Here is a 20,049-nt window from a genome sequence, read left to right on the forward strand (position 1 = left end):
GAATCACATGAAAAAAACACTACTTTCTCTTTTGATGCTTTGCACTGCCGGCGCATTGTCGGCGCAAATTTGCGTGCCCAACCCGGCTTACGCAGATGAACCTTTCGGAATCTGGCCCGATGTGGAAGAAGGGTTTGCCGATGGTGAAGTTGGCGTAGTTTACGGTCAAGTTATTGACTTCAAGGTGCCAAGCGATCTAAGTGATATCCCCGATAGTCCCCTTTCCGGACAAGTCGATTCGATTATTGTTGTGGGCATACAAGGTTTGCCTCCCGGATTGTCTTTTGCTTGCGAATCGCACACTCCGAGTAATTGTACCTTCCTTCCGGAAGTTCCGGGTTGTGCAGTGATTTCAGGAGTTCCTACCCAGGGAGGTGTTTATCCGTTGCAAATTCAAACGGTTATTCACCTCGTAGCATTTGGCCTGGCAACCTCCGTTCCTTTTAATTATGATGACTACACCATCGAAATTGATGGCCCCTCTTCTGTTACTGAAATGGCGGCTTACGGCTTGGCGCTCAATCAAAACATGCCGAACCCGTTTCACGATGAAACCGTGATTGAATATTCGTTGAACCAGCCTGTAATGGTAGAGTTCAACATCTTTAATCTACTTGGAAGAAACATTCACTCTCGTCAGCTCAACGGTACCTACGGTATGAACCGCATTGAGTTGAGCGCTTCTTCGCTCAACATGACCCCCGGTATTTACCTGTACAGCCTCACCATTGGTGGCCAGTCGGTTACCCGTAAAATGGTTGTGCGATAAGGAGTTGATGCCAACCAAAAACACGAAAAAAGCCGCTTCGGATCCCGGAGCGGCTTTTTGCTGAAACAAAGTGCGATTTGAGATACATATACTCGGCTGCGGATCGGCGGTTCCCTCTCTGCAACGCAATGCAAGCGCGCAGTACCTCAACGTGCACGAGCGGCATTTGCTGATAGATTGCGCCGAAGGAACGCAACTGGCACTTCGAAAAGCCCACGCTCCGCTGCAACGCCTCAATGCAGTATTTATCAGCCACCTTCACGGAGATCACTACCTGGGCCTGATGGGTTTGCTCTCTACCATGCACCTACTGGGAAGGCAGAAACCTTTGCTGCTTTATGGTCCTCCGGAGTTGATAGACGTGCTCAAACTACAATGGCACGTGGGCCGCACCACACTGCGTTTCGACTTGCAGTTCACGCCGCTCAAGGAAGGCGAGGTGCAAGAACTGTACGAAGACGAACAGATTCGCGTAAAGTCCTTTCCGTTGCGGCATCGCATTCCGTGCTGGGGATTCAGGGTGGATGAGAAACCCCGAAGACGCAAAATCAGAAAAGAAGAATTGGCCCGGTACCGCATTCCGCTGGCGTGGATCAAGCGTATTATTGACGGCGAAGATTACCCAAGCCCCGACGGACGGATTATCCCCAACGAGGTAATTACCCAACCACCACTTCCTCCGCGCTCCTACGCATATTGTTCAGATACGGCCTACGATGAGCGAATTGTACCGAACATTTCAGGAGTGCATGCGTTGTACCACGAGGCTACGTTTACCGAAGCACACCGAGCCAGAGCCAAAGAAACCTATCACTCAACATCCGCACAAGCCGCCATGATAGCCAAATTAGCCAGCGTAAAGCATCTCTATATCGGCCATTACTCTGCGAGGTACCGCGATACAGAACCCCTGGTGACCGAGGCGCGCGATGTTTTTGAGGCCACCACAGCGGCTGAAGATGGGGATGTCATCCGTTTGTAAAAACAATAAAGTTGGCTTGGTGCTTTCGGGTGCATGGCCTACATTTGCTATTTGGAATGAGTCTAAATAAATACAAGATTGAGCAAGCGAATCCGGTTGGTAGTTGCTGATAGCAATGAGTTGATAAAGATAGGGTTGAGGACCATCTTTCAGGAGCATACCGACATTCACCTGGTTGAAAGTGCTGGTTGCACCACCGATTTGATGCGCAAAATAGCAAAGGAACCTGCAGATGTTGTTCTGATGGACTTTACTTCTCCGGGCTTCGATATCAACACCATTCCTGAGTTGCTTTTTCGTTACAAAAACCTGCGCGTAGTGGCAATCACCCCGAGTCAAAACGGGCATACCATTGCTGCGGCTTTGAGGGCGGGCGTTTCGGGCTACGTGAAGAAAGACTGCAGTGTGGCAGAGATTCTGGATGCAGTTCGGACAACGGCTTCAGGCAGCAGGTTTTTTTGCGGGCAAGTGCTGGATGCCGTTCGGCATGAATCTATTGACCCCGAGTCGATCACAGCCGATAGTATTAGTTGTGAGCCGATTTTACTTTCGGATCGCGAGCAGGAAATCATCACCCTGATTGCCGAGGGCTACACCAACACCAAGATTGCCGAAAAACTCTTTCTCAGCCCGCACACGGTCAACACCCATCGCAAGAACATCATGCAAAAACTGGGTGTGAACAACACCGCCGCCATTGTGATGTTTGCCGTGAAAAATGAGTTGGTGAGTACCAATAAGTTTTTGTTTTCATCACAGGCCTAAATGCCATATTCAACGTAGTAAAGAGTAGATGTTCTCGGCTTTCAGCTCTGTAAGTGATGTAAGTACACAGTCGGCTGCCTGAAAACGCGGTTGGTTGACTTCCTCCGCATCCGGAACAGCAATTACTTTCATTTTGGCGGCCTTGCCTGCAATTACTCCGTGAAAAGCATCCTCCAGCACTATACATTGGTCAGGACGAACCTGTAATGCAGTTGCAGCGCTGAGATAGACCTGCGGGTGGGGCTTTCCGTAGGCTTCATACTCGGCCGAGAAAACACCGTGAAATGAGCTTTGCAAATCGAGGGTTTCCAACACGGCCTGAATCAGCCGCTGGGGAGATGAGGAAACCACCGCCAGTTTAAACCCCATTTCGCCAAAAAGCTGAACGGCTTGAGCAACACCCGGCAACATTCTTCCCTGCAACCGCACTTCCTGCACCATGCGGTCAATAATCAATTCGTTGAGGGCCCCTTTCGACATGGACTCCCAGGGGTGCCGGTTGTACCAGTAATCAATCACCTCGTCGAGCCGAAAGCCCATGGTTTGCCGGCAGTCGTCTTCGGCCAATTCTAAACCAACTTGTGCGAAACAAGCTATTTCAGCGGCTCGCCAAAGAGGCTCCGAGTCTATAATGAGCCCGTCCATGTCAAAAAGTGCGGCGCGTGCTGTCATTCCCTTCTCCAGAAATATCCGGTGAATAATATGAGTACGGTAAAGAGCTCCAGCCGGCCCGTCATCATCAGAAAAGACAAAAGCCACTTTCCCGCACCCGGAAAGTGCGCGTAATTATCTGCAGGCCCGGCGTTTCCAAATGCTGGTCCTACGTTTCCGATGGCCGATGCCACCGAACCTATGGCTGTTGTAACATCCAAACCGAGCAATGTCATGGTAAAACTACCTGCGCCAAAAATGGTAACGTAAATGATTACAAAGGCCATGATATTGTGTGTGATGTTGCTGCTCACAGGCCGGGTGTTGAAGCGCACCGGAATGATGGCTGAGGGATGAATGAGTCGTTTGAGTTCGAGTATACAGTTTTTGGCAATGATGATGTGCCGCACGAGTTTTACACCTCCCGAGGTAGATCCCGCCATGGCTCCGGTAAACATCAGCAGGAAGAAAGTCCACTCCACAATGGGACCCCACGCTGTGTAGTCGAGTACTGTGTAACCGGTGGTAGTGATAATAGCCACAACCTGAAAGATGCTTTGCCGGATTGCATCTGCCGTAGGATGACCTGATTGCACCACAAGGAGGGTGGTGACCAGCACCGAAACCAATACCGCGAGCAGAAAGTAGTACTTGAATTCCTCGTTGCGCATGATTTCCTGCACACGTCCGCGTAAAAGAATGTAAATGAGCAGGAAATTGGTTCCCCCCAGAAACATGAAAACGGTGATGATGTACTCAACATATGGATTGTTAAAGTATGCAATACTTGCATTTTTGGTTGAAAAACCGCCGGTTGCAAGCGTTGTCAACGCGTGATTAATTCCGTCGAACCAACCCATTCCAGACATGGCCAAAAGCACGCAAACCAACGCAGTGAGACCGGTGTAGATGACCCACAACCTTTTGGCTGTTTCGCGGATGCGAGGCTGCAGTTTGTCATAAGAAACACCCGGCATCTCAGCAATAAAAAGCTGCATGCCGCCCACTCCGAGAATGGGCAGAATGGCCACGGCAAGCACAATCATCCCCATTCCGCCAATCCACTGTGTACAACTGCGCCAAAAAAGCAGACTGGGAGGCATGGCCTCAATATCCCGCAATATAGTGGCGCCGGTTGTGGTAAAGCCCGACATGGTTTCAAAAAAAGCGTCGGTATAGTTCGGAATGGCTCCGCTCAGAAAGTAGGGTAAACTACCGAACAGCGAGAGTACCACCCAGCCTGTAGCCACAATGAGATATCCCTCGCGCTTGCGCACTTCCTGTTTTCCCCGCAAAGTGGTGCCAAAAGCAAGTCCACCTGCCAAAACACTCACCAACAAAGCAATAGAAAAGGCGGAAAGTGCGTCATCGCTGAAGTACCAGGATACCCCGGTGCTGAGAAGCAGAAAAGCAGAATTCAGCAGGATAAGAACCCCAAGAATGTGTAAAACTGACTTCCAGCGAAAACGTGTCATTTTTCTTTGAAAAGGGCTTCCACTTTGCCAATGCACTGTGGTTTACTCAACACTACCACGTGGTCGAGGTCCTCAAAAACAAAATCTCCTGTTACGATAACTCCCGTGCCTCTTCGGATGACTCCTCCAACAATCGAAGCTTTTGGAAAACCACAGTTCTTGAGGGCTTTACCACATACCGAGGAGTTGTGGTGCACCTCGAACTCAAGCACTTCTACATCCGCACCGTGAATACTGGCCAGCGAGAGTACATCGCCTTTTCTGAGCAACTTGAAAATAGAATTAGCCGCGATGAGCTTTTTGTTGATCAAAGTATCTACCCCAATGTTTTGCGAAAGGTGGATGTAGTCTATGTTCTCGACGAGGGCAATGGATTTTTTTACGCTGTTGTTTTTGGCTACAAGGCTCGAAATGATGTTGGTCTCAGAATTGCGGGTTACCGCGATAAAGGCGTCCATTTCGCCCAGATTTTCGTCTTCGAGCACTTCCAGGTCGCGGCCATCAGCGTTGATAATGAGCGTGTCGGGAAGAGTTTCGGTGAGTTGGATGCAGCGTTCGCGGTCGGTTTCAAACAGTTTTACCCTGTATTTTCTGCTGAGTAGGCGCGCTGCGTGAAAGCCCACCGGGGTGCCGCCAAAAATCATCACATTGCGAATGTCCACCCGCTTTTTGTTGGCCACCTCAAGCACCTCGTCAATGCCCTTGCTTTGCGCAATAAAATAGGCGTGATCGTGCACCCTGAAATAGGTATCGCTGCGCGGAATAATGGTGTTGTTGTTGCGCAGCATCGCTACCGGTATGAACGAAAAGTTGGGGTTGAGATAGGCCGTTTCCTGCACGGTTTTGTTCACCAACGGACTGCTCGAGTTGATTTTCACACCTACCAATGAAAGTTTTCCTTTGTCGAACTCGTGGTAATCGGTAAACGCCGATTCCTTGAGCAGGCGCTTGATTTCAGCCGCGGCTAGTAGCTCAGGTGAGATTAGCTCGTCAATGCCTAGCTCTGCAAGTTGAAGTTCTTCCTGCTGAAGCAAGTACTCTGAGTTGCTCACACGGGCCACTGTTTTGGCGGCTCCGAGTTTTTTACCTAATATGCAGGTAGTGAGGTTGGTTTCTTCGGATGAGGTGACCGAAATAAGAAGATCGGCCTTGCTTACCCGCGCCTTGTTCAATACCGAGTAGGAGGTAGAGTTGCCCTGCAGTGTTTGCACATCAAGGTGGTTGCTCGCATAGCGAAGCTTGTCGCTATCCTTGTCAATCACGGTAATGCCGTACCCTTCGTAAGAAAGCAGTTTAGCAAGGTGAAACCCCACATCTCCGGCGCCTGCTATGATAATTCTCATGTGTTATGCTCTTGCTGGCGGGTCAAATATAAGGTGCGATGCTTCAATGCGTCGGGGAAAAGCCAAATTTAACAGACCGGGTATTTCTATTTCTGAAGCTCTCCCTGCACCCAAACCTTGTCCACATGCTCCGAACCAAAGGCGTAGGGTATATACGCCAGTGATGAAATGGGGTGTGTCATGATTAGATTGGCTTTTTTGCCTTCTGTAATGGTTCCCAGCTCGTTTTGCAGATCCATGGCGTAGGCTCCGTTGATGGTGGCCGCGTGAATGGCTTCTTCGGGGGTTATTTTCATCTTGATGCAGGCCAATGAAAGCACAAAAGGAATGTTTCCCGACGGGGTAGAGCCCGGATTGTAATCGGTGGCCAGCGCCAGGGGTAACCCCCTGTCAATGATGGTTCGGGCAGGGGTATAGGGTATTCCGAGAAAGAAAGAGCAGGAGGGAAGGGCCGTTGCGATGGTGTTGCTTCCTTCCAGGGCTTTGAGGTCACCTTCCTCCAGGTATTCCAAGTGATCCACAGAGCGCGCTCCGAGTTGCACTGCAGTCTCCACGCCGCCCAATACGGTAAACTGGTTCACGTGGATTTTCGGTACCATGCCGTATTTGGCAGCAGCTTCCAGAATACGGTGGGTATCGCTCACACTGAAGTAGTTGGTCTCGCAAAAAACATCAATGTACTCTGCGAGATTTTCGGCTGCCACCGCCGGAATGATTTCACGAATAACCAGGTCCACATACCCGTCCTTGTTGTTTTTAAATGCAGCCGGAACAGCGTGGGCTGCGAGCAGGGTGCTTTTGATGGGTATGATGGTATGTTCCCGAAGCCGCGCAATGACCCGCAGCATTTTGAGCTCTGCTTCCAGGCTCAGTCCGTAACCACTCTTGATTTCGATGGCTCCTGTTCCTGTGCGTACCACTTCGCGCAGGCGGTGTAAAGCCCCCTCTAAGAGTTCTTCTTCCGAAGTGTCGGCCAGGCGCGCTGCTGAGTTGAGGATGCCTCCACCCCGGGCGGCAATTTCTTCGTAACTCATACCGCGAATGCGGTCTGTAAATTCCTGCTCGCGGTTGCCCGCGTACACAATGTGTGTGTGCGAATCGCACCAGGCGGGTAGTACGTAGCGCCCTTCGGCGTCTATTATTTCCAGGTTGTTCCAGTCTGTAATACCGCTCCATTCGCTCATGGGGCCGTATCCCGCAATGTGTTCGCCTTCAATGGCCAGAAAAGCATTTTCAATCAAAGGGAGGCGGTTCATATCGGCGCCGGCCACCCATTTTGGCGACTCGTTGTACACACCTGCCAGTCCTTTGATGTTTTTGATGAGAATACGTTTCATAATGTGCGGGCCTTTGGTTTGGGCAAAGGTGCGAAAAATCGCATAGTACCGCTTCAAATAGCTTCCCCGGCCGTTGCCGGCTCAGCCATATTGGCTAACTTGCACCACAACCAATCCAACCAACAACATGCGTTTTTTGATTTTCTGTTTCCTGCTCGCTCCGTGGAATACTGTGCTTTTCTCGCAAACAACGTGGTCTGAGCACATTGCTCCTATTATGTATCAGCACTGTACCTCTTGTCACCGCGATGGAGGTATTGCTCCTTTTTCATTGATGACCTACCCCGAGGCCTCCGTTGCGGCTTTTGCCGTGGCGGATGCCGTAACCGATGGTGTGATGCCGCCCTGGCCGCCTGATACCACCTACCGCAGGTTTTCGCACGAGCGGGTGTTGAATGCCGACGAAATTGACCTGATTGTTGCGTGGCTGGCCGAATCAACTCCTGAGGGAGATCCTGCACTGGCTCCGCCACCACCGGTTTACAGCGATGATGGCTTTATCTCTCTGCCTCCCGACCTGGAAATCGTGATGCCCGTTCATACCAGTCAGGCTACCATGATGTCCGACGATTACAGCTGCTTTGCCATTCCTTCCGGACTTTTGCAGGATAAAAAAATCCGGGCTTTTGAGTTGGTGCCGGGCAATCCGGCCATTGTGCACCACGCACTGGTTTTTATTGATTCTGATGCTTCCTATCCTACCAACACAAGTGGCAACTGCATGGGGCCTCAAGACGGACTCATAGGTGGATATACTCCCGGGGCTGTACCCACCGTGTTTCCCTCGGATGGAGAGGATTTTAACCTCGGGGTGAACCTTCCGTCGGGCTCCAATGTGGTATTGGCTATGCACTACCCGCACGGCAGCCAGGGGCAAACCGATCAAAGCAAACTGCGCCTGTGGTTTTACCCGGATGAGTTGCCGATACGTGAAGTTACAACCACCGCCGTTTTGCAGAACTGGAGTTTTACCCTTCCGCCGGATCAGATGACAACAGTTACCGCTCAGTTCAGCACCATTCCATTTGATATTTCGTTGCTGAGCGTTTTTCCCCACATGCACATGTTGGGCAAAAGTATTGAGAGTTATGCCACAACTCCCACCAATTTAACTATTCCGCTGATTCGCATCAATCACTGGGATTTTCACTGGCAGCAGTTCTACGCTTTTGAGCAACTGGTGCGCATCCCGGCATGGTCAACCCTATACGGAGAAGGGATGTATGACAATACGGTAAACAATCCGCACAACCCCAACAACCCGCCCATTACGGTGGGTCCCGGTTTGAACACTTCCGATGAAATGTTTTTGATATACTTTCAGTTTCTGCCCTATCAGCAAGGCGATGAGTTGATAGACCTGGAACCCCTAACGCAAATGCCAGTGGTTACTTCTGTGCCCGATATTGCTGCGGATACGCCCTTGCGTCTTTTTCCCAATCCATCCCTCAATTTTGTGAATCTGGAGTTCGATGTTCAAAAATCTGAAATGGTGAGTGTGTACCTCTACGACATCCAGGGGAGGCTCATAGACAGGGTGCTTGAACGGCAAATACTCCCGGAAGGTGTACATCAGATTACCTACAGTATTGGATCTGAGATTACTCCGGGTATGTACGTATTCTCGGTGAACTGCGGTGGTGTAATGAGCTCAGCAAGGTTGGTGGTGCAGTAGGGGGGAGTACCTCACCTTTCAGGCCTCGATTTCTCCTGCAAAACTTTTGTTTTCAATGTTAAAACACTACCTTTGCGCTCCTTTTCCGAAAGGGGTTGCATCCGGTAGTGCAGCCATCTCATTTTTAACCCCTCCCGGGGTGCCGGAGCCGGGATACAAGTAACAAGGCAATATCATGGCCGAAGAAAACAAAAACACCGAAGAAGAGGTAAAAACCTCCGAAGCGGAAATCCAGGAGCAGCAGGAAGAAACACCTGAAACTCCTCAATCAGAAACTGCAGAAGAACCGACAGCAGAGGCTGTTTCAGAAGCGCCCAAAGCAGAGGCGGCTGCAGAAGAAGTAACCAGCAAAGCTGAAGAGCAAAGCAAGGAGGAAGCTCCTAAAAAAGCCCGCGCTAAAAAGGCCCAGCCCGAATTGGTGCCAACCACTGCCGAGCCTGAGGCAGATTTTAACTGGGATGAGTTTGAACACGGAATTGAGTCTTACAAGGCCGATGACGTGAAGAAAATGGATGCCCTCTACGAAGAAACCCTCACCTCTATCGACGAAGGGCAGGTTATTCACGGAACGGTTGTTTCAGTGAACAAAAAGGAAGTCGTGATCAACATCGGGTACAAATCCGAAGGTATTGTTGCAGCTTCTGAGTTTCGCTACAACCCCGACCTGAAGCCTGGCGACAAAGTAGAAGTGTTTGTTGAAAGTCAGGAAGACAAAAACGGACAGCTTATCATCTCGCACAAAACCGCCCGTATCCACAATGCGTGGGATCGTGTGAACAATGCACTGGCCACCGATGAAATCATCAATGGTTACGTGAAGTGTCGCACCAAAGGTGGTTTGATTGTGGACGTATTCGGATTGGAGGCCTTCCTCCCAGGTTCGCAAATTGATGTAAAACCCATCCGTGATTACGATATGTATGTGGGCAAAACCATGGAATTCAAGGTTGTGAAAATCAACCAGGAATTCAAAAACGTGGTAGTGTCGCACAAAGCGCTCATCGAGGCCGAACTCGAAGAGCAGAAGAAAGAGATTATCTCCAAGCTTGAAAAGGGACAGGTGCTGGAAGGTACCGTGAAGAACATTACCTCCTACGGCGTGTTCATCGACCTTGGTGGTGTGGACGGATTGATCCACATTACCGACCTGAGCTGGGGGCGTATCAACCACCCAGAAGAAGTGGTTACTCTCGACGAGAAAATTAACGTGGTTATTCTCGACTTTGACGACGACAAGAAGCGTATCGCTCTCGGTCTTAAGCAGCTCAGCGAGCACCCATGGGATTCTATCCAGGAAGACCTCGAAGTGGGCAAAACCGTAAAAGGTAAGGTTGTGGTGATGGCCGACTACGGCGCATTTGTAGAAATTGCCCCCGGTGTTGAAGGATTGATCCACGTATCGGAAATGAGCTGGTCTCAGCACCTTCGCAGTGCGCAGGACTTCCTGAATGTAGGCGATGAAGTGGAGGCACAGGTTCTGACCCTCGATAAGGAAGAGCGCAAAATGTCGCTCGGTATGAAGCAACTTACCCCCGATCCATGGGAAGGTATTGATGCCAAATACCCCACTCAATCGCGTCACAAGGCAACAGTGCGCAACTTCACCAACTTTGGTGTTTTTGTAGAGCTTGAAGAAGGTGTTGACGGATTGATTCACATCAGCGACCTTTCATGGTCTAAAAAGGTGAAGCACCCGTCAGAATTCTGCAACGTGGGCGAGGAGATTGAGGTGGTTGTTCTTGAAGTAGATCAGGAAAACCGTCGTTTGAGCCTCGGCCACAAGCAACTCGAAGAAAACCCGTGGGAAGTGTTTGAAACCGTGTTTGGCGAAGGCTCTGTGCACAAAGGCACCGTTACCGCGCTCGAAGGAAATCAAGCAGTTGTGAACCTGCCTTACGGTGTGGAAGGTATTTGCACCAAGAAAAACCTCCGCAAAGAGGATGGTTCGAACGCCAAGGTGGATGAGGCATTGGATTTTGTGGTACTCAACTTTAACAAAGGAGCCCGTAAAATCACCATTTCTCACACCCACACCTTTGAGGAAGGCGCTGAAGTTCCTGAAAAAACCGAACGCAAAGGCGGAAAGTCATCGTCTAAAATGGTTGAAGACCTGAACAAGAATCAGGAGAAAACAACCCTGGGCGATCTCGGTGTTCTCGAGAACCTCAAAGCCGATATGGAAAAAGAAGAATCGAAGGACGAGAAGAAGAAATAATCCGTAACTTCGTTCAGACGAATCATAAGAGCTCCTCTCACGAGGGGCTCTTTTTTTGCCAAGAAAACAGCACATGGCCAAGATCATCCCTTTTCGCGCCATTCGGCCGGTAGCCGATAAAGTTCATCTGGTAGCAACACGGTCGTACGTGTCGTACTCGCGTCCTAACCTGTACCGAAAACTGCATGAAAACCCCTACACCTTCATTCATGTAATCAACCCGGAGTTCAGCATGGGGCTGAAAGCCAAACGAGGAGCTGCCCGGTTTAAACTGGTGCGAAATAAGTTTCGGGATTTTTGTGAACGCGGAATACTCAGGCACGACGAAACACCCTCATTCTACATCTACCGGCAAATTCAACCCAAAGACTCCTTTACCGGATTGATTTGCGGCATCTCCGTTGACGATTACCTGAACGGAACCATCAAGGTTCACGAGCAAACCCTCACACGTAGAGAAAAGCTGTTTCAGAAATACCTGGATGTGTGCAACTTCAATGCGGAACCTGTGTTGCTCACCTACCCGGACGACAGCGGTGTGAATGAAGCCATTGAGCTCTCCCTGCAACAAAGACCGCTGTATGATTTCAGCACCACCGATCACCTCCGACATCAACTTTGGGCAGTGGATGACCCCAAAGTAATTGATTATATCACCAGTCAGTTTACCCACCACGAAAGCATCTATATTGCAGATGGCCACCACCGCTCAGCCTCTTCGGCATTATTGGGTAAGGTACGCCGCAAACTCAATCCCGGATATTCCGGGCAGGAGATGTTCAATTACATCATGGCCTGCCTAATTCCTGAAAGCCAGCTAAGTATATATGACTTTAACCGCGTGGTGAAAGACCTGAACGGACTCACCCCCGAAGCATTTATTGAAAGACTGAAGGCAGATTTTGAAGTAATTCGGCAAAAAGAAATGTATCAGCCCGAAAGGCTGCACGAAATGTCAATGTACCTCAAGGGGAAGTGGTATGCTCTGCGCTTGCGCGAGACTCCTGACGCCAACTCGGTTACCGCCTCGCTGGATTCGCAGATCCTATCCGAAAAAGTATTGCGGCCACTTCTCGGTATTGAAGACCTTAAAACCGATGCGCGAATAGAGTTTGTGAGCGGAAAGGTAGGAATGGATGGCCTGGCTATTTTCGCCGATAAAAAGAAGATGGAAGTGGCATTTGGTTTGTTCCCCGTAACCACTCAACAACTCAAAGCGGTGTCGGATGCCGGCGAAATCATGCCCCCAAAAACCACCTGGATTGAACCTAAATTGCGCAGCGGCCTTACCATTATGTCGCTCGATGATTAATTTTGGAAGATGCTTCGAAAGCTGATTTTAATAGGATTCGTGTTGTTTCTCCCGTTTACGGGTAACTCCGGCATGGAAGATTGGGGCTTTTACGCCCACCGCCGAATCAATCACTTTGCCGTGTTCACACTGCCACCTGAGCTTTTTGGTTTCTACAAGGAACACATTGAATACATCACCGAGGCGGCTGTAAACCCCGATAAGAGGCGTTATGCGGTAAAAGGCGAGGCCCAGCGCCATTATATTGACATTGACCACTACGCCGTGAATGGCGGCAATCCCTTTGAAGTGGTGCCACGAAAATGGGAAGCAGCTGTGGCAAAATTCTCAGAAGACACCCTGCAGGCCTACGGAATCATTCCCTGGCACATTGAAGTAATGATGAAACGCCTTACGCGTGCCTTTCAGGAAAAGGATAAGGACAGAATCCTCCGCCTCTCAGCCGACCTCGGTCACTACATTGGCGATGCCCATGTTCCTTTGCACACTACCAAAAACTACAACGGCCAATACACCGACCAGTACGGTATTCACGCATTCTGGGAGTCGCGATTACCGGAGTTGTTTGATCATACCTATAATTATCTTGTGGGCAATGCTACCTACGTAGATGATGTGCTGGCCTTTGCCTGGGACATTGTTGAGGAAAGCCACAACGCCGTTGATTCTGTACTCAGCTTCGAAAAAGAACTGAGCAAGCGTTTTCCTGCTGATAAGCGCTACGGATTTGAAGAACGCGGCCGAACCCTCGCAAGGGTGTTTTCACAGGAATACTCCAAAGCCTATCACGACATGCTCGGGGGCATGGTGGAGCGCCGTATGCAACAAACCATGAGGGCAGTGGGAAGCCTTTGGTTTACAGCCTGGGTCAATGCAGGGCAGCCCAATATGGGCAAGGTTGAATACCAGCACGATGAAGACTATGAGGAAGAATGGCGAAAGATTGAGAAGAAGTTTCAAAGTGCGGAAGAAGCCATAGGCCGGGACTGTAATTAAAACCTTCTTCGCAAGCTGGCAACTAATCTTTGAAGCACACGTTTAACCTTGCGAGAGAAAGCTGCAAGACTTTCTGAAAACCAACTGATTTTTTACGATTTGCTCAACGAATGGGGATGAGGGCAAGGAAACATTCCACGTATATTTTGGGTGTGCTCACGTTGTTGTTTTGGAACAACGCATCGGCGCAGTTTACGGATATATCATCTGTGCTGGGTGGGCCCCATCAGTTTTTCAATTCGCCCCATGGTGAAGGCCTGAGCTTTTACGATTTCAACAAAGATGGCTGGGACGACCTTACAATCAGTCTGGCCGATGGCGACCCCTTGTTTCTGGTAAACAACCAGGGTGTTTTTGAGCCCGCGCCTTTCAGTATTCCCAATCCGCACTCCTCCTCCATCAGTATGATGCTCTGGTGCGACTACGACAACGACGGTGACGCCGACCTACTCATTACCAAGTTTGGCGGGCCGGTGGAGCTTTGGAACAATGACGGTGATTTCAACTTTACCAATGTGGCTATGTCTGCCGGGTTGACTGCCGGTAACTTTTTTCACGTAGGAGCGGCCTTTTGCGATTACGACCACGACGGTTGCCCTGATTTGTACATTTCCAAATTTTACCACCCATCCTTTTGGCAGGGAGATCATTATGCCGGCGCACTCTACCGCAATAACTGCGATGGTACCTTTACAGATGTGACCCATGAAAGCGGTGTTTTTATTCCTCCCAGACCCTCATTTCAGCCGGTTTTTCTCGATTACAATAACGATGGTTGGGAAGACCTTTTTCTCGTGATTGACCGCGTGTTCTGGCCCAATGAGCTGTTTGAAAACAATGGCGATGGCACCTTTACAAGGGTCACGATTGAGTCGGGTTTTGACTTTAACATCTGCGCCATGACTGGTACAGTGGATGATTTTGACAACGACGGAGACCTCGATATCTACATCACCAACAATCCCGGCGTGGGCACCAAACTGATGCAAAACAACGGGGATGGCACATTTGAAGACATCGCACAGGAAATGGGCGTTCACTTGAATGAAGTATCCTGGGGCTCACTCTGGCTCGACTACGACAACGATTCCTGGCAGGATCTCTTTGTAGGAGTTACTTCACCGGTACAAGCCCCTATTGGAAACCAGTTTTTTGTGAGCCAGCAAGGTGCGGTGTTTACCCAGGAAAATGCCCTGCTGGGCATCGATAATGACCCATCGGAAACCTACGTTTGTGCCCGAGGAGACCTTAACAACGACGGTTACTTTGATTTTATCATCAGCAACCGCTGGCCGCATCATGTTAGACTTTACGAGAACAACGGCGGAACCAACAACTACCTCTCGGTTTCGGTAGAGGGAACGCTCAGCAACAAAGACGGCATAGGAACCTGGATTCACTGTTACGCAGATGGAAACCACTACGTGCGGTTCACCATGTGCGGAGAGAACCTCATCAGTCAGAATTCAGGAAAGGAAATATTCGGGTTGGGAGCCATTCAAAATGTAGATTCACTAGTGATTACCTGGAACCGTGGAACCACTCACACCTTTTACAATCTGAACGTTAATCAGCACCTGCATTTTATTGAGGGTGAAACCTACGATACACCTTTCGCCATTCACAACCAGGATACGGTGTACCTCTGTCCGGGGGATACACTCCTTCTGGATGCAGGAGAACACCAATATTTTGTTTGGAGTACCGGACAGGACAGCGCAATGATTGAGGTAACAGAGCCAGGAACGTATTTCCTCCAAAGCCTGAATGAATACGGTGTTTGGGTGTCTTCTTTTCCCGTTGAGGTATTGTACACACCCGAGCCCGAAATTAATTTTAACCCCAACCACATTCATTGTTTTGGAGGCTCCAACGGCTCTATTTACCTGGAAGTTTCTACAGCACCCCTGAGCGAAATTGTGTGGAATTCCGGACACAATTCAGCGTTTCTCGACAACCTCCATTCAGGTTCTTACGCCTTTAATGCCACGGATAGCTATGGTTGTGAGGTAGCCGACAGTATTTACCTCTCACAGCCCGACTCTCTGTGGGTGCTGCCAATGGTTACAGATGTGTCCTGTTACGGTGCGTCTGATGGTTGGGTGATGCTGAACTTTTTTGGCGGAACTCCTCCGTATTTATCGCAATGGGGAGGATTTAACCCACTGGCCCTGTCTGCCGGCAGTTACGAAGTGGGGGTTTTGGACTGGTTGGGTTGTGAGGCCATGGTGTCATTTTGGGTTGAGGAGCCTGATTCGTTGTATGTTGAATATACGCACACTGCCTCGGTTTCAGATGGTGAAACAGGAACTGTAGAGGTGTCAGCATTCGGAGGAACTCCGCCCTATGCCAACAACTGGAGCAATGGCTGGAGCAACGTGTGGTACGGTGATGAAGTACCCCCGGGTTCTTATGAGGTTGAGGTGCTGGATGATCAGGGTTGCGCTGTGTGGATTTCTTTTGTGATTGAATCCACGGCGGGTGTGGCGCAGTACCATGAATCACAATGGCAATTGTTTCCCAATCCGGCCGGTCAGTATGTGTATTTGCGCAATCCGGATTGTGCTGGTTCAGTTTCTGTTCGGATATTGAACCACCTCGGGCAGGAGGTAGCCATGCGTGATTTGCACAGTTGTCAAGAGGCGATGGACGTATCGTCGCTCGCTTCGGGGGCCTACTTTGTGGTGATAGGGGAGCGCACACAAAGCGTGCTTCGCTTTGTAAAACTGCCCTAAAACTAGTTCGGCTTGTTCTTTCCTTCCACCTCGTGGCGGTACAGTACGCGGTAGGCTTTGCTCTCTTCAATCATCGCCTTGTAACGAATGGGGTAACGCCGCGCAGCGTTGATCAGCGCATCCCCCCCCAATCCGTAAAATTCCGGATACCGCTCTCCAATAACGCGGGCGCTCTCTTTACCCGAGCCGGCATTCACCAGAAAATCAGGAAAATCGTAGTCGTCCGGAATGGGTTCATCCATCACTTCGCGCATGAATCGCAGAACCTTGTCACGGTCGGCGCGCTGAAGTTGCTTCACCAACTCATCGGGGTCGGAGCTGAATTCTTTTTCCACCGCTTCTACGGTAGCTTTTTCGGCAGAACTGCTGCGTTGGCTGAGTGTGTAACCCAACATGCCGAGGGTAATTACAGCAAGTACAATCAGGATGATATCAGATGCTTTCAGTTTCATGGTTACAATTTTGGATGTTGGCTGGCGCGAAGGTAGTTAAATTCAGTTTCGCAGCATACGGGTTTTCTGCGTCTGCAGCCTGTCATCTCAAACTTCACTATTCAGATTCTTTCATGCTGTCGAGGTAGATGAAGTATTTCTCCATAGCCTTGTGTGCTTGAATATATGAGCGATAACCGATAGGGTCTTCGCGCACGGCTTGCAGGTGTTCACTGCCCTTTACCCTGCTGAAACGCGCATAGCGATCATTCACATTGTTGACGGCCGCTGTGAGATTGGGCGAGCCCGAAATATATGCCGGAAGCACGTAATTGGAAGGTAAATCGGCTGCTGCAACCTGATCCATGTATGCTTGCACCTCTGCGTCAGAAGCGTTTTTCAGACGAAGGGCAATGGCATTGTCAGTGAATTCAAGATAATACACCTCTTCGGGTTGCGGGGGCATGATCAGCCAAAGTGCCAACAACCCCAAAACCACTCCTCCGGCAAACGAAATCCACTTGTTCATACCGCGTAATATCTGCTTCTTAACCTTTTTTGGGATGGCCGCAAGTTACATAAAATGAACCTATTTTTTAAACGGTTTTCGGTCGCTAAACCTTGTGACGGTGTGCCTTGTTAGGGTAATGGATTGGTTTAATTATCTTTGTGCAAAACCCAATAAGAATGAAACACTGGCTACCCTTCCTTCTGATTTTCTTCATTTACCCTTCATTGCTTATTGCGCAGGTTGACGACGATTGGGATGACCGCACTGAGGAAGAAATTGCGGCCGATAAAGCGGCTGCTGCCTTTTGGGACGATGTATATGAAGATGAGCGCAAAGGATTGTACGTGGGTCTATATGTAGGCGCACTGCGTTCGGGTAATGCCACAGCGCGTATGTACGATGGGCATGGCTTTGATCTGGATGGGACGAGACACAATTTTCAGAACTCCTGGCTTAATACTTATCTGAACTCGATTCTGAGTAGCCCGGCCATTGGAGGTGACCAGGTGGCTCAGGCCCTTGGTGTTGACCCCGGTCAGTGGACCTTCGGACCGGAGGATATGCCGGGCCAGATGGTGTACAACATAGCCTTTTCATTTGGGCTGCAGGCGCGCTACAATTTTGATGCGAAGAATGCTTTGTTGTTTAATATCAACTTAATGCGACTTACAACCAACGGCTTGTTTACCGTTGAGTCAACGGCCACACAGCCTCAAAATCCTGCCAACCCGGGAGCCATCAATTTTGTGCGGCCTATCGCAGAGTTTGGTATTCGCGGCATGGAGCAGCGCATGGGTTTTCAGGTGGGATACCAACGCATTCTTGGAGACCATGAATTTTTTAACTGGATTGTGGAAGGAGGAGTGGACCTTACCATTGTGCGCTTCGACGGAAATGAAATAGAGCTGGGCGGACAAATTATTGATATCACCCAGGTGTTAAATACATTCGGGCAGCCGCTGATGGGCGCAAGAAACCTCACCGGAGCAGGTGTGGGGGTTTTTGGTGGTTTTGGAGGTCAGATTGAGGCCGGTGGAGCCTGGACCATTCAACTGCTGTACAACCCCATTTTTCAGAATATTGCACTTGGCTCGGTGGCCAGCTATGGTTTACACCACATGCTTGGGCTTCGAATGATTTACAACTTGTAGCATTTCCGGAATTTGTCAGGAATTGAATAAAAAAAACCCCGCAACGTCAGGTGCGGGGTTTTTTAGTGAAAGATATTTCAAAACGGTTTTCGCTTCCGGAATGGGTTTAGTGAACTACTAGTTTTTCCGTCACAAAGCGCTCGCCGTCCACCACTACGTGAACCATGTACATGCCTTTGCTGAGTGATTGATTGAATCGAATCAATCTACTCACCACACTTCCGGTATGACCGAAACCGTCGTTGAGCAACAGCTTGCCGTGTACATCATACACATGTATCGCTACATGGTGATTTCCTTCATCCAACCCGCTCAATTCCAGTCGCACCTCATTACCGGAACTAGGGTTAGGGTAGATCACGGTGTTTTCCTGAATGGCAGACTTAAGGGATGCTACGTCAGGCACAGGCATTCCGGGGCCTTCTATGGCAATGTTGCAAACCGGACCAAAATCGCCCAGTACACCTTCCTGTTGCACACGTACCCGGATTTCAATTTCACCCGGCTCCAGAGGCGGGCTTATGCCGTTCCAGTTCAGTGAAATGCCTGTATTTGGCCGCTGTGCAGTGCTCGTTATTCCGGTAGTGGTATTTACGAACTCCCATTCGTAGTAATCTGCTGAACACACGCTTTGAGCAATGAGCAGTCCGCTCACTGAGGCGAATGTAACACCACAGAAATTCGGCCGAACAGCCGTAATGGCCGGTGAACCCAACGAAATGCTATGCACAGCGCCAAAGCCTGCCCAAACATCTCCTACTGCGGCTTCAACGGCAACATGGTATTGCTGCCCGGGTTGTAAACCTCCAATCCAGGACAAACGCGCACCTGGATTGCTGGAACCACGAACGTAGTAGATTTCATTGCCATTGTTCGGGTCGTTGTCAGGGTCAATGCGCCAACGGTAATTGGTGGCGCCACTCACGCTGTATGCAATCATGATATCACAAAGGGCATAGGGTTCGCCCCCTCCATTGCTGCCGTGGTACTCAGGCCGAAGTTCTGTGAGAGGTATAGTATTGGAGGTGCTGATGGTGCAAATATTTCCATACTCTCCCCAAACGCCGTTAACCAACACCTTTACCCGTACCTGATAGGTTTGAGCCAACGCAACGCCATCTATCCATGCTATGCGAATCCACGGATTATTCGTGCTACGCGTGTATTCAGGCAAAGGCGCGCCTCCAACCGGTGTGAATTCCCAGCGGTATGCCTGTGCCGAAGGAATACTGGTGGCAGAGATAAAATCGCCAAGCTCATAGCCACCGGTGTTGCAGAAATTAGGATGTACCTGTGTGGTGGGTACGTTGTCAGCAAACGGAACATCAACGGAGAACGCTTCCTCGCATCCAGCAGCATCCTGCACTACACACATGTATGTTCCGGCAAAGACGCCGAGTAGCTCGGGTTCTGTTTGCATGAATGCATCATTCCACTGATAGCTGTAGGGTTCTTGTCCGCCGGTGACCATTATTGTGGCCGCGCCATTGGCAAAACCGAGCGTTGCGGGTACTGTTGTGTAGCTGTACGATAGCTCACAATCCGTTTGTGGATCGCATGGCTCGTTTCCAGTATTTCCTCCCACACAGTTGTCGCAGTTGTCAATAAATGCCGTGCCGCCAAAGTCGCCGTTACAGTCTGCTGTGCAGGCCTCCTCGCCGGTGGTTCCGCCCACGCACTCGCCACAGTTGTCAATAAACG

At 49.9% G+C, this 20,049-nt stretch carries 16 protein-coding genes; 9 read left to right on the forward strand and 7 right to left on the reverse strand.

Annotated elements, in window-relative coordinates; all coding sequences use genetic code 11:
* The first annotated feature begins 7 nt into the window (after nt 1–7).
* From EA392_01820 to EA392_01830, 3 genes are all read left to right on the forward strand, one after another.
* Nucleotides 8–769 (forward strand): T9SS C-terminal target domain-containing protein, encoded by a 762-nt coding sequence (locus tag EA392_01820; GenBank protein TVR41336.1) that lies wholly within the window; start codon nt 8–10, stop codon nt 767–769.
* A 70-nt stretch (nt 770–839) separates the two neighbouring features.
* Complete coding sequence (locus tag EA392_01825; GenBank protein ID TVR41337.1) at nt 840–1,751, forward strand: ribonuclease Z; 912 nt, start codon at nt 840–842, stop codon at nt 1,749–1,751.
* A gap of 78 nt (nt 1,752–1,829) precedes the next feature.
* Nucleotides 1,830–2,516 (forward strand): DNA-binding response regulator, encoded by a 687-nt coding sequence (locus EA392_01830; protein ID TVR41338.1) that lies wholly within the window; start codon nt 1,830–1,832, stop codon nt 2,514–2,516.
* A gap of 9 nt (nt 2,517–2,525) precedes the next feature.
* Here EA392_01830 and hxpB read toward each other — a convergent pair whose 3' ends face one another.
* The 4 genes from hxpB to EA392_01850 form a co-directional block, all read right to left on the reverse strand.
* The gene (hxpB, locus tag EA392_01835) at nt 2,526–3,188 is read right to left on the reverse strand and encodes a hexitol phosphatase HxpB (GenBank protein TVR41339.1); all 663 of its coding nucleotides are present in this window, start codon (nt 3,186–3,188) and stop codon (nt 2,526–2,528) included.
* A complete protein-coding gene (locus EA392_01840) occupies nt 3,185–4,642 on the reverse strand; it encodes a TrkH family potassium uptake protein (GenBank protein ID TVR41340.1) in 1,458 nt (485 codons plus the stop codon). The genes hxpB and EA392_01840 overlap by 4 nt, the downstream gene beginning before the upstream one ends.
* On the reverse strand, nt 4,639–5,985 hold the full coding sequence (gene trkA, locus EA392_01845) for a Trk system potassium transporter TrkA (protein ID TVR41341.1): 1,347 nt from the start codon (nt 5,983–5,985) through the stop codon (nt 4,639–4,641). The genes EA392_01840 and trkA overlap by 4 nt, the downstream gene beginning before the upstream one ends.
* 86 nt (nt 5,986–6,071) lie before the next feature.
* Complete coding sequence (locus EA392_01850) at nt 6,072–7,322, reverse strand: imidazolonepropionase (protein TVR41342.1); 1,251 nt, start codon at nt 7,320–7,322, stop codon at nt 6,072–6,074.
* Between the two features lie 127 nt (nt 7,323–7,449).
* On the opposite strand from EA392_01850, the gene EA392_01855 reads away from it, so the two are divergent.
* The 5 genes from EA392_01855 (at nt 7,450) to EA392_01875 (ending at nt 16,255) form a co-directional block, all read left to right on the forward strand.
* Nucleotides 7,450–8,997, forward strand: a complete 1,548-nt coding sequence (locus EA392_01855; GenBank protein TVR41343.1) for a T9SS C-terminal target domain-containing protein — start codon at nt 7,450–7,452, stop codon at nt 8,995–8,997.
* A 175-nt stretch (nt 8,998–9,172) separates the two neighbouring features.
* Nucleotides 9,173–11,212: a 30S ribosomal protein S1 gene (locus EA392_01860; GenBank protein ID TVR41344.1), complete on the forward strand. Its 2,040-nt coding sequence runs from the start codon at nt 9,173–9,175 to the stop codon at nt 11,210–11,212.
* Nucleotides 11,213–11,285: 73 nt separating this feature from the next.
* Nucleotides 11,286–12,524, forward strand: coding sequence for a DUF1015 domain-containing protein (locus tag EA392_01865; GenBank protein TVR41345.1), 1,239 nt, complete (start codon nt 11,286–11,288; stop codon nt 12,522–12,524).
* A gap of 9 nt (nt 12,525–12,533) precedes the next feature.
* Nucleotides 12,534–13,520: a S1/P1 Nuclease gene (locus EA392_01870; GenBank protein ID TVR41346.1), complete on the forward strand. Its 987-nt coding sequence runs from the start codon at nt 12,534–12,536 to the stop codon at nt 13,518–13,520.
* Nucleotides 13,521–13,630: 110 nt separating this feature from the next.
* Nucleotides 13,631–16,255 carry a hypothetical protein gene (locus EA392_01875; protein TVR41347.1) on the forward strand — a complete coding sequence of 875 codons (2,625 nt, stop codon included), beginning with the start codon at nt 13,631–13,633 and terminating at the stop codon, nt 16,253–16,255.
* A 2-nt stretch (nt 16,256–16,257) separates the two neighbouring features.
* Here EA392_01875 and EA392_01880 read toward each other — a convergent pair whose 3' ends face one another.
* Nucleotides 16,258–16,707 carry a hypothetical protein gene (locus tag EA392_01880; protein ID TVR41348.1) on the reverse strand — a complete coding sequence of 150 codons (450 nt, stop codon included), beginning with the start codon at nt 16,705–16,707 and terminating at the stop codon, nt 16,258–16,260.
* Nucleotides 16,708–16,804: 97 nt separating this feature from the next.
* On the reverse strand, nt 16,805–17,215 hold the full coding sequence (locus EA392_01885; GenBank protein TVR41349.1) for a hypothetical protein: 411 nt from the start codon (nt 17,213–17,215) through the stop codon (nt 16,805–16,807).
* Between the two features lie 158 nt (nt 17,216–17,373).
* Between EA392_01885 and EA392_01890 the strand changes: the two genes are divergently transcribed.
* Nucleotides 17,374–18,348, forward strand: a complete 975-nt coding sequence (locus tag EA392_01890; GenBank protein ID TVR41350.1) for a hypothetical protein — start codon at nt 17,374–17,376, stop codon at nt 18,346–18,348.
* A 106-nt stretch (nt 18,349–18,454) separates the two neighbouring features.
* Here the strand turns inward: EA392_01890 and EA392_01895 are convergent, their stop codons facing one another.
* Nucleotides 18,455–20,023: a T9SS C-terminal target domain-containing protein gene (locus EA392_01895; GenBank protein TVR41351.1), complete on the reverse strand. Its 1,569-nt coding sequence runs from the start codon at nt 20,021–20,023 to the stop codon at nt 18,455–18,457.
* Nucleotides 20,024–20,049 lie beyond the last annotated feature (26 nt).

The organism is Cryomorphaceae bacterium (assembly GCA_007695365.1).
Classification (GTDB): Bacteria; Bacteroidota; Bacteroidia; order Flavobacteriales_D; family SKUL01; genus SKUL01.

What these genes read in the sequence shown, in the direction of transcription:
- EA392_01855 (TVR41343.1), top strand. Translation starts at nt 7,450, where the DNA reads ATGCGTTTTTTGATTTTCTGTTTCCTGCTCGCTCCGTGGAATACTGTG.
- EA392_01820 (TVR41336.1), top strand. Translation starts at nt 8, where the DNA reads ATGAAAAAAACACTACTTTCTCTTTTGATGCTTTGCACTGCCGGCGCA.
- EA392_01885 (TVR41349.1), bottom strand. Translation starts at nt 17,215, where the DNA reads ATGAACAAGTGGATTTCGTTTGCCGGAGGAGTGGTTTTGGGGTTGTTG.
- EA392_01840 (TVR41340.1), bottom strand. Translation starts at nt 4,642, where the DNA reads ATGACACGTTTTCGCTGGAAGTCAGTTTTACACATTCTTGGGGTTCTT.
- EA392_01880 (TVR41348.1), bottom strand. Translation starts at nt 16,707, where the DNA reads ATGAAACTGAAAGCATCTGATATCATCCTGATTGTACTTGCTGTAATT.
- EA392_01850 (TVR41342.1), bottom strand. Translation starts at nt 7,322, where the DNA reads ATGAAACGTATTCTCATCAAAAACATCAAAGGACTGGCAGGTGTGTAC.
- EA392_01865 (TVR41345.1), top strand. Translation starts at nt 11,286, where the DNA reads ATGGCCAAGATCATCCCTTTTCGCGCCATTCGGCCGGTAGCCGATAAA.
- trkA (TVR41341.1), bottom strand. Translation starts at nt 5,985, where the DNA reads ATGAGAATTATCATAGCAGGCGCCGGAGATGTGGGGTTTCACCTTGCT.
- EA392_01860 (TVR41344.1), top strand. Translation starts at nt 9,173, where the DNA reads ATGGCCGAAGAAAACAAAAACACCGAAGAAGAGGTAAAAACCTCCGAA.
- EA392_01870 (TVR41346.1), top strand. Translation starts at nt 12,534, where the DNA reads ATGCTTCGAAAGCTGATTTTAATAGGATTCGTGTTGTTTCTCCCGTTT.
- hxpB (TVR41339.1), bottom strand. Translation starts at nt 3,188, where the DNA reads ATGACAGCACGCGCCGCACTTTTTGACATGGACGGGCTCATTATAGAC.
- EA392_01875 (TVR41347.1), top strand. Translation starts at nt 13,631, where the DNA reads ATGGGGATGAGGGCAAGGAAACATTCCACGTATATTTTGGGTGTGCTC.
- EA392_01890 (TVR41350.1), top strand. Translation starts at nt 17,374, where the DNA reads ATGAAACACTGGCTACCCTTCCTTCTGATTTTCTTCATTTACCCTTCA.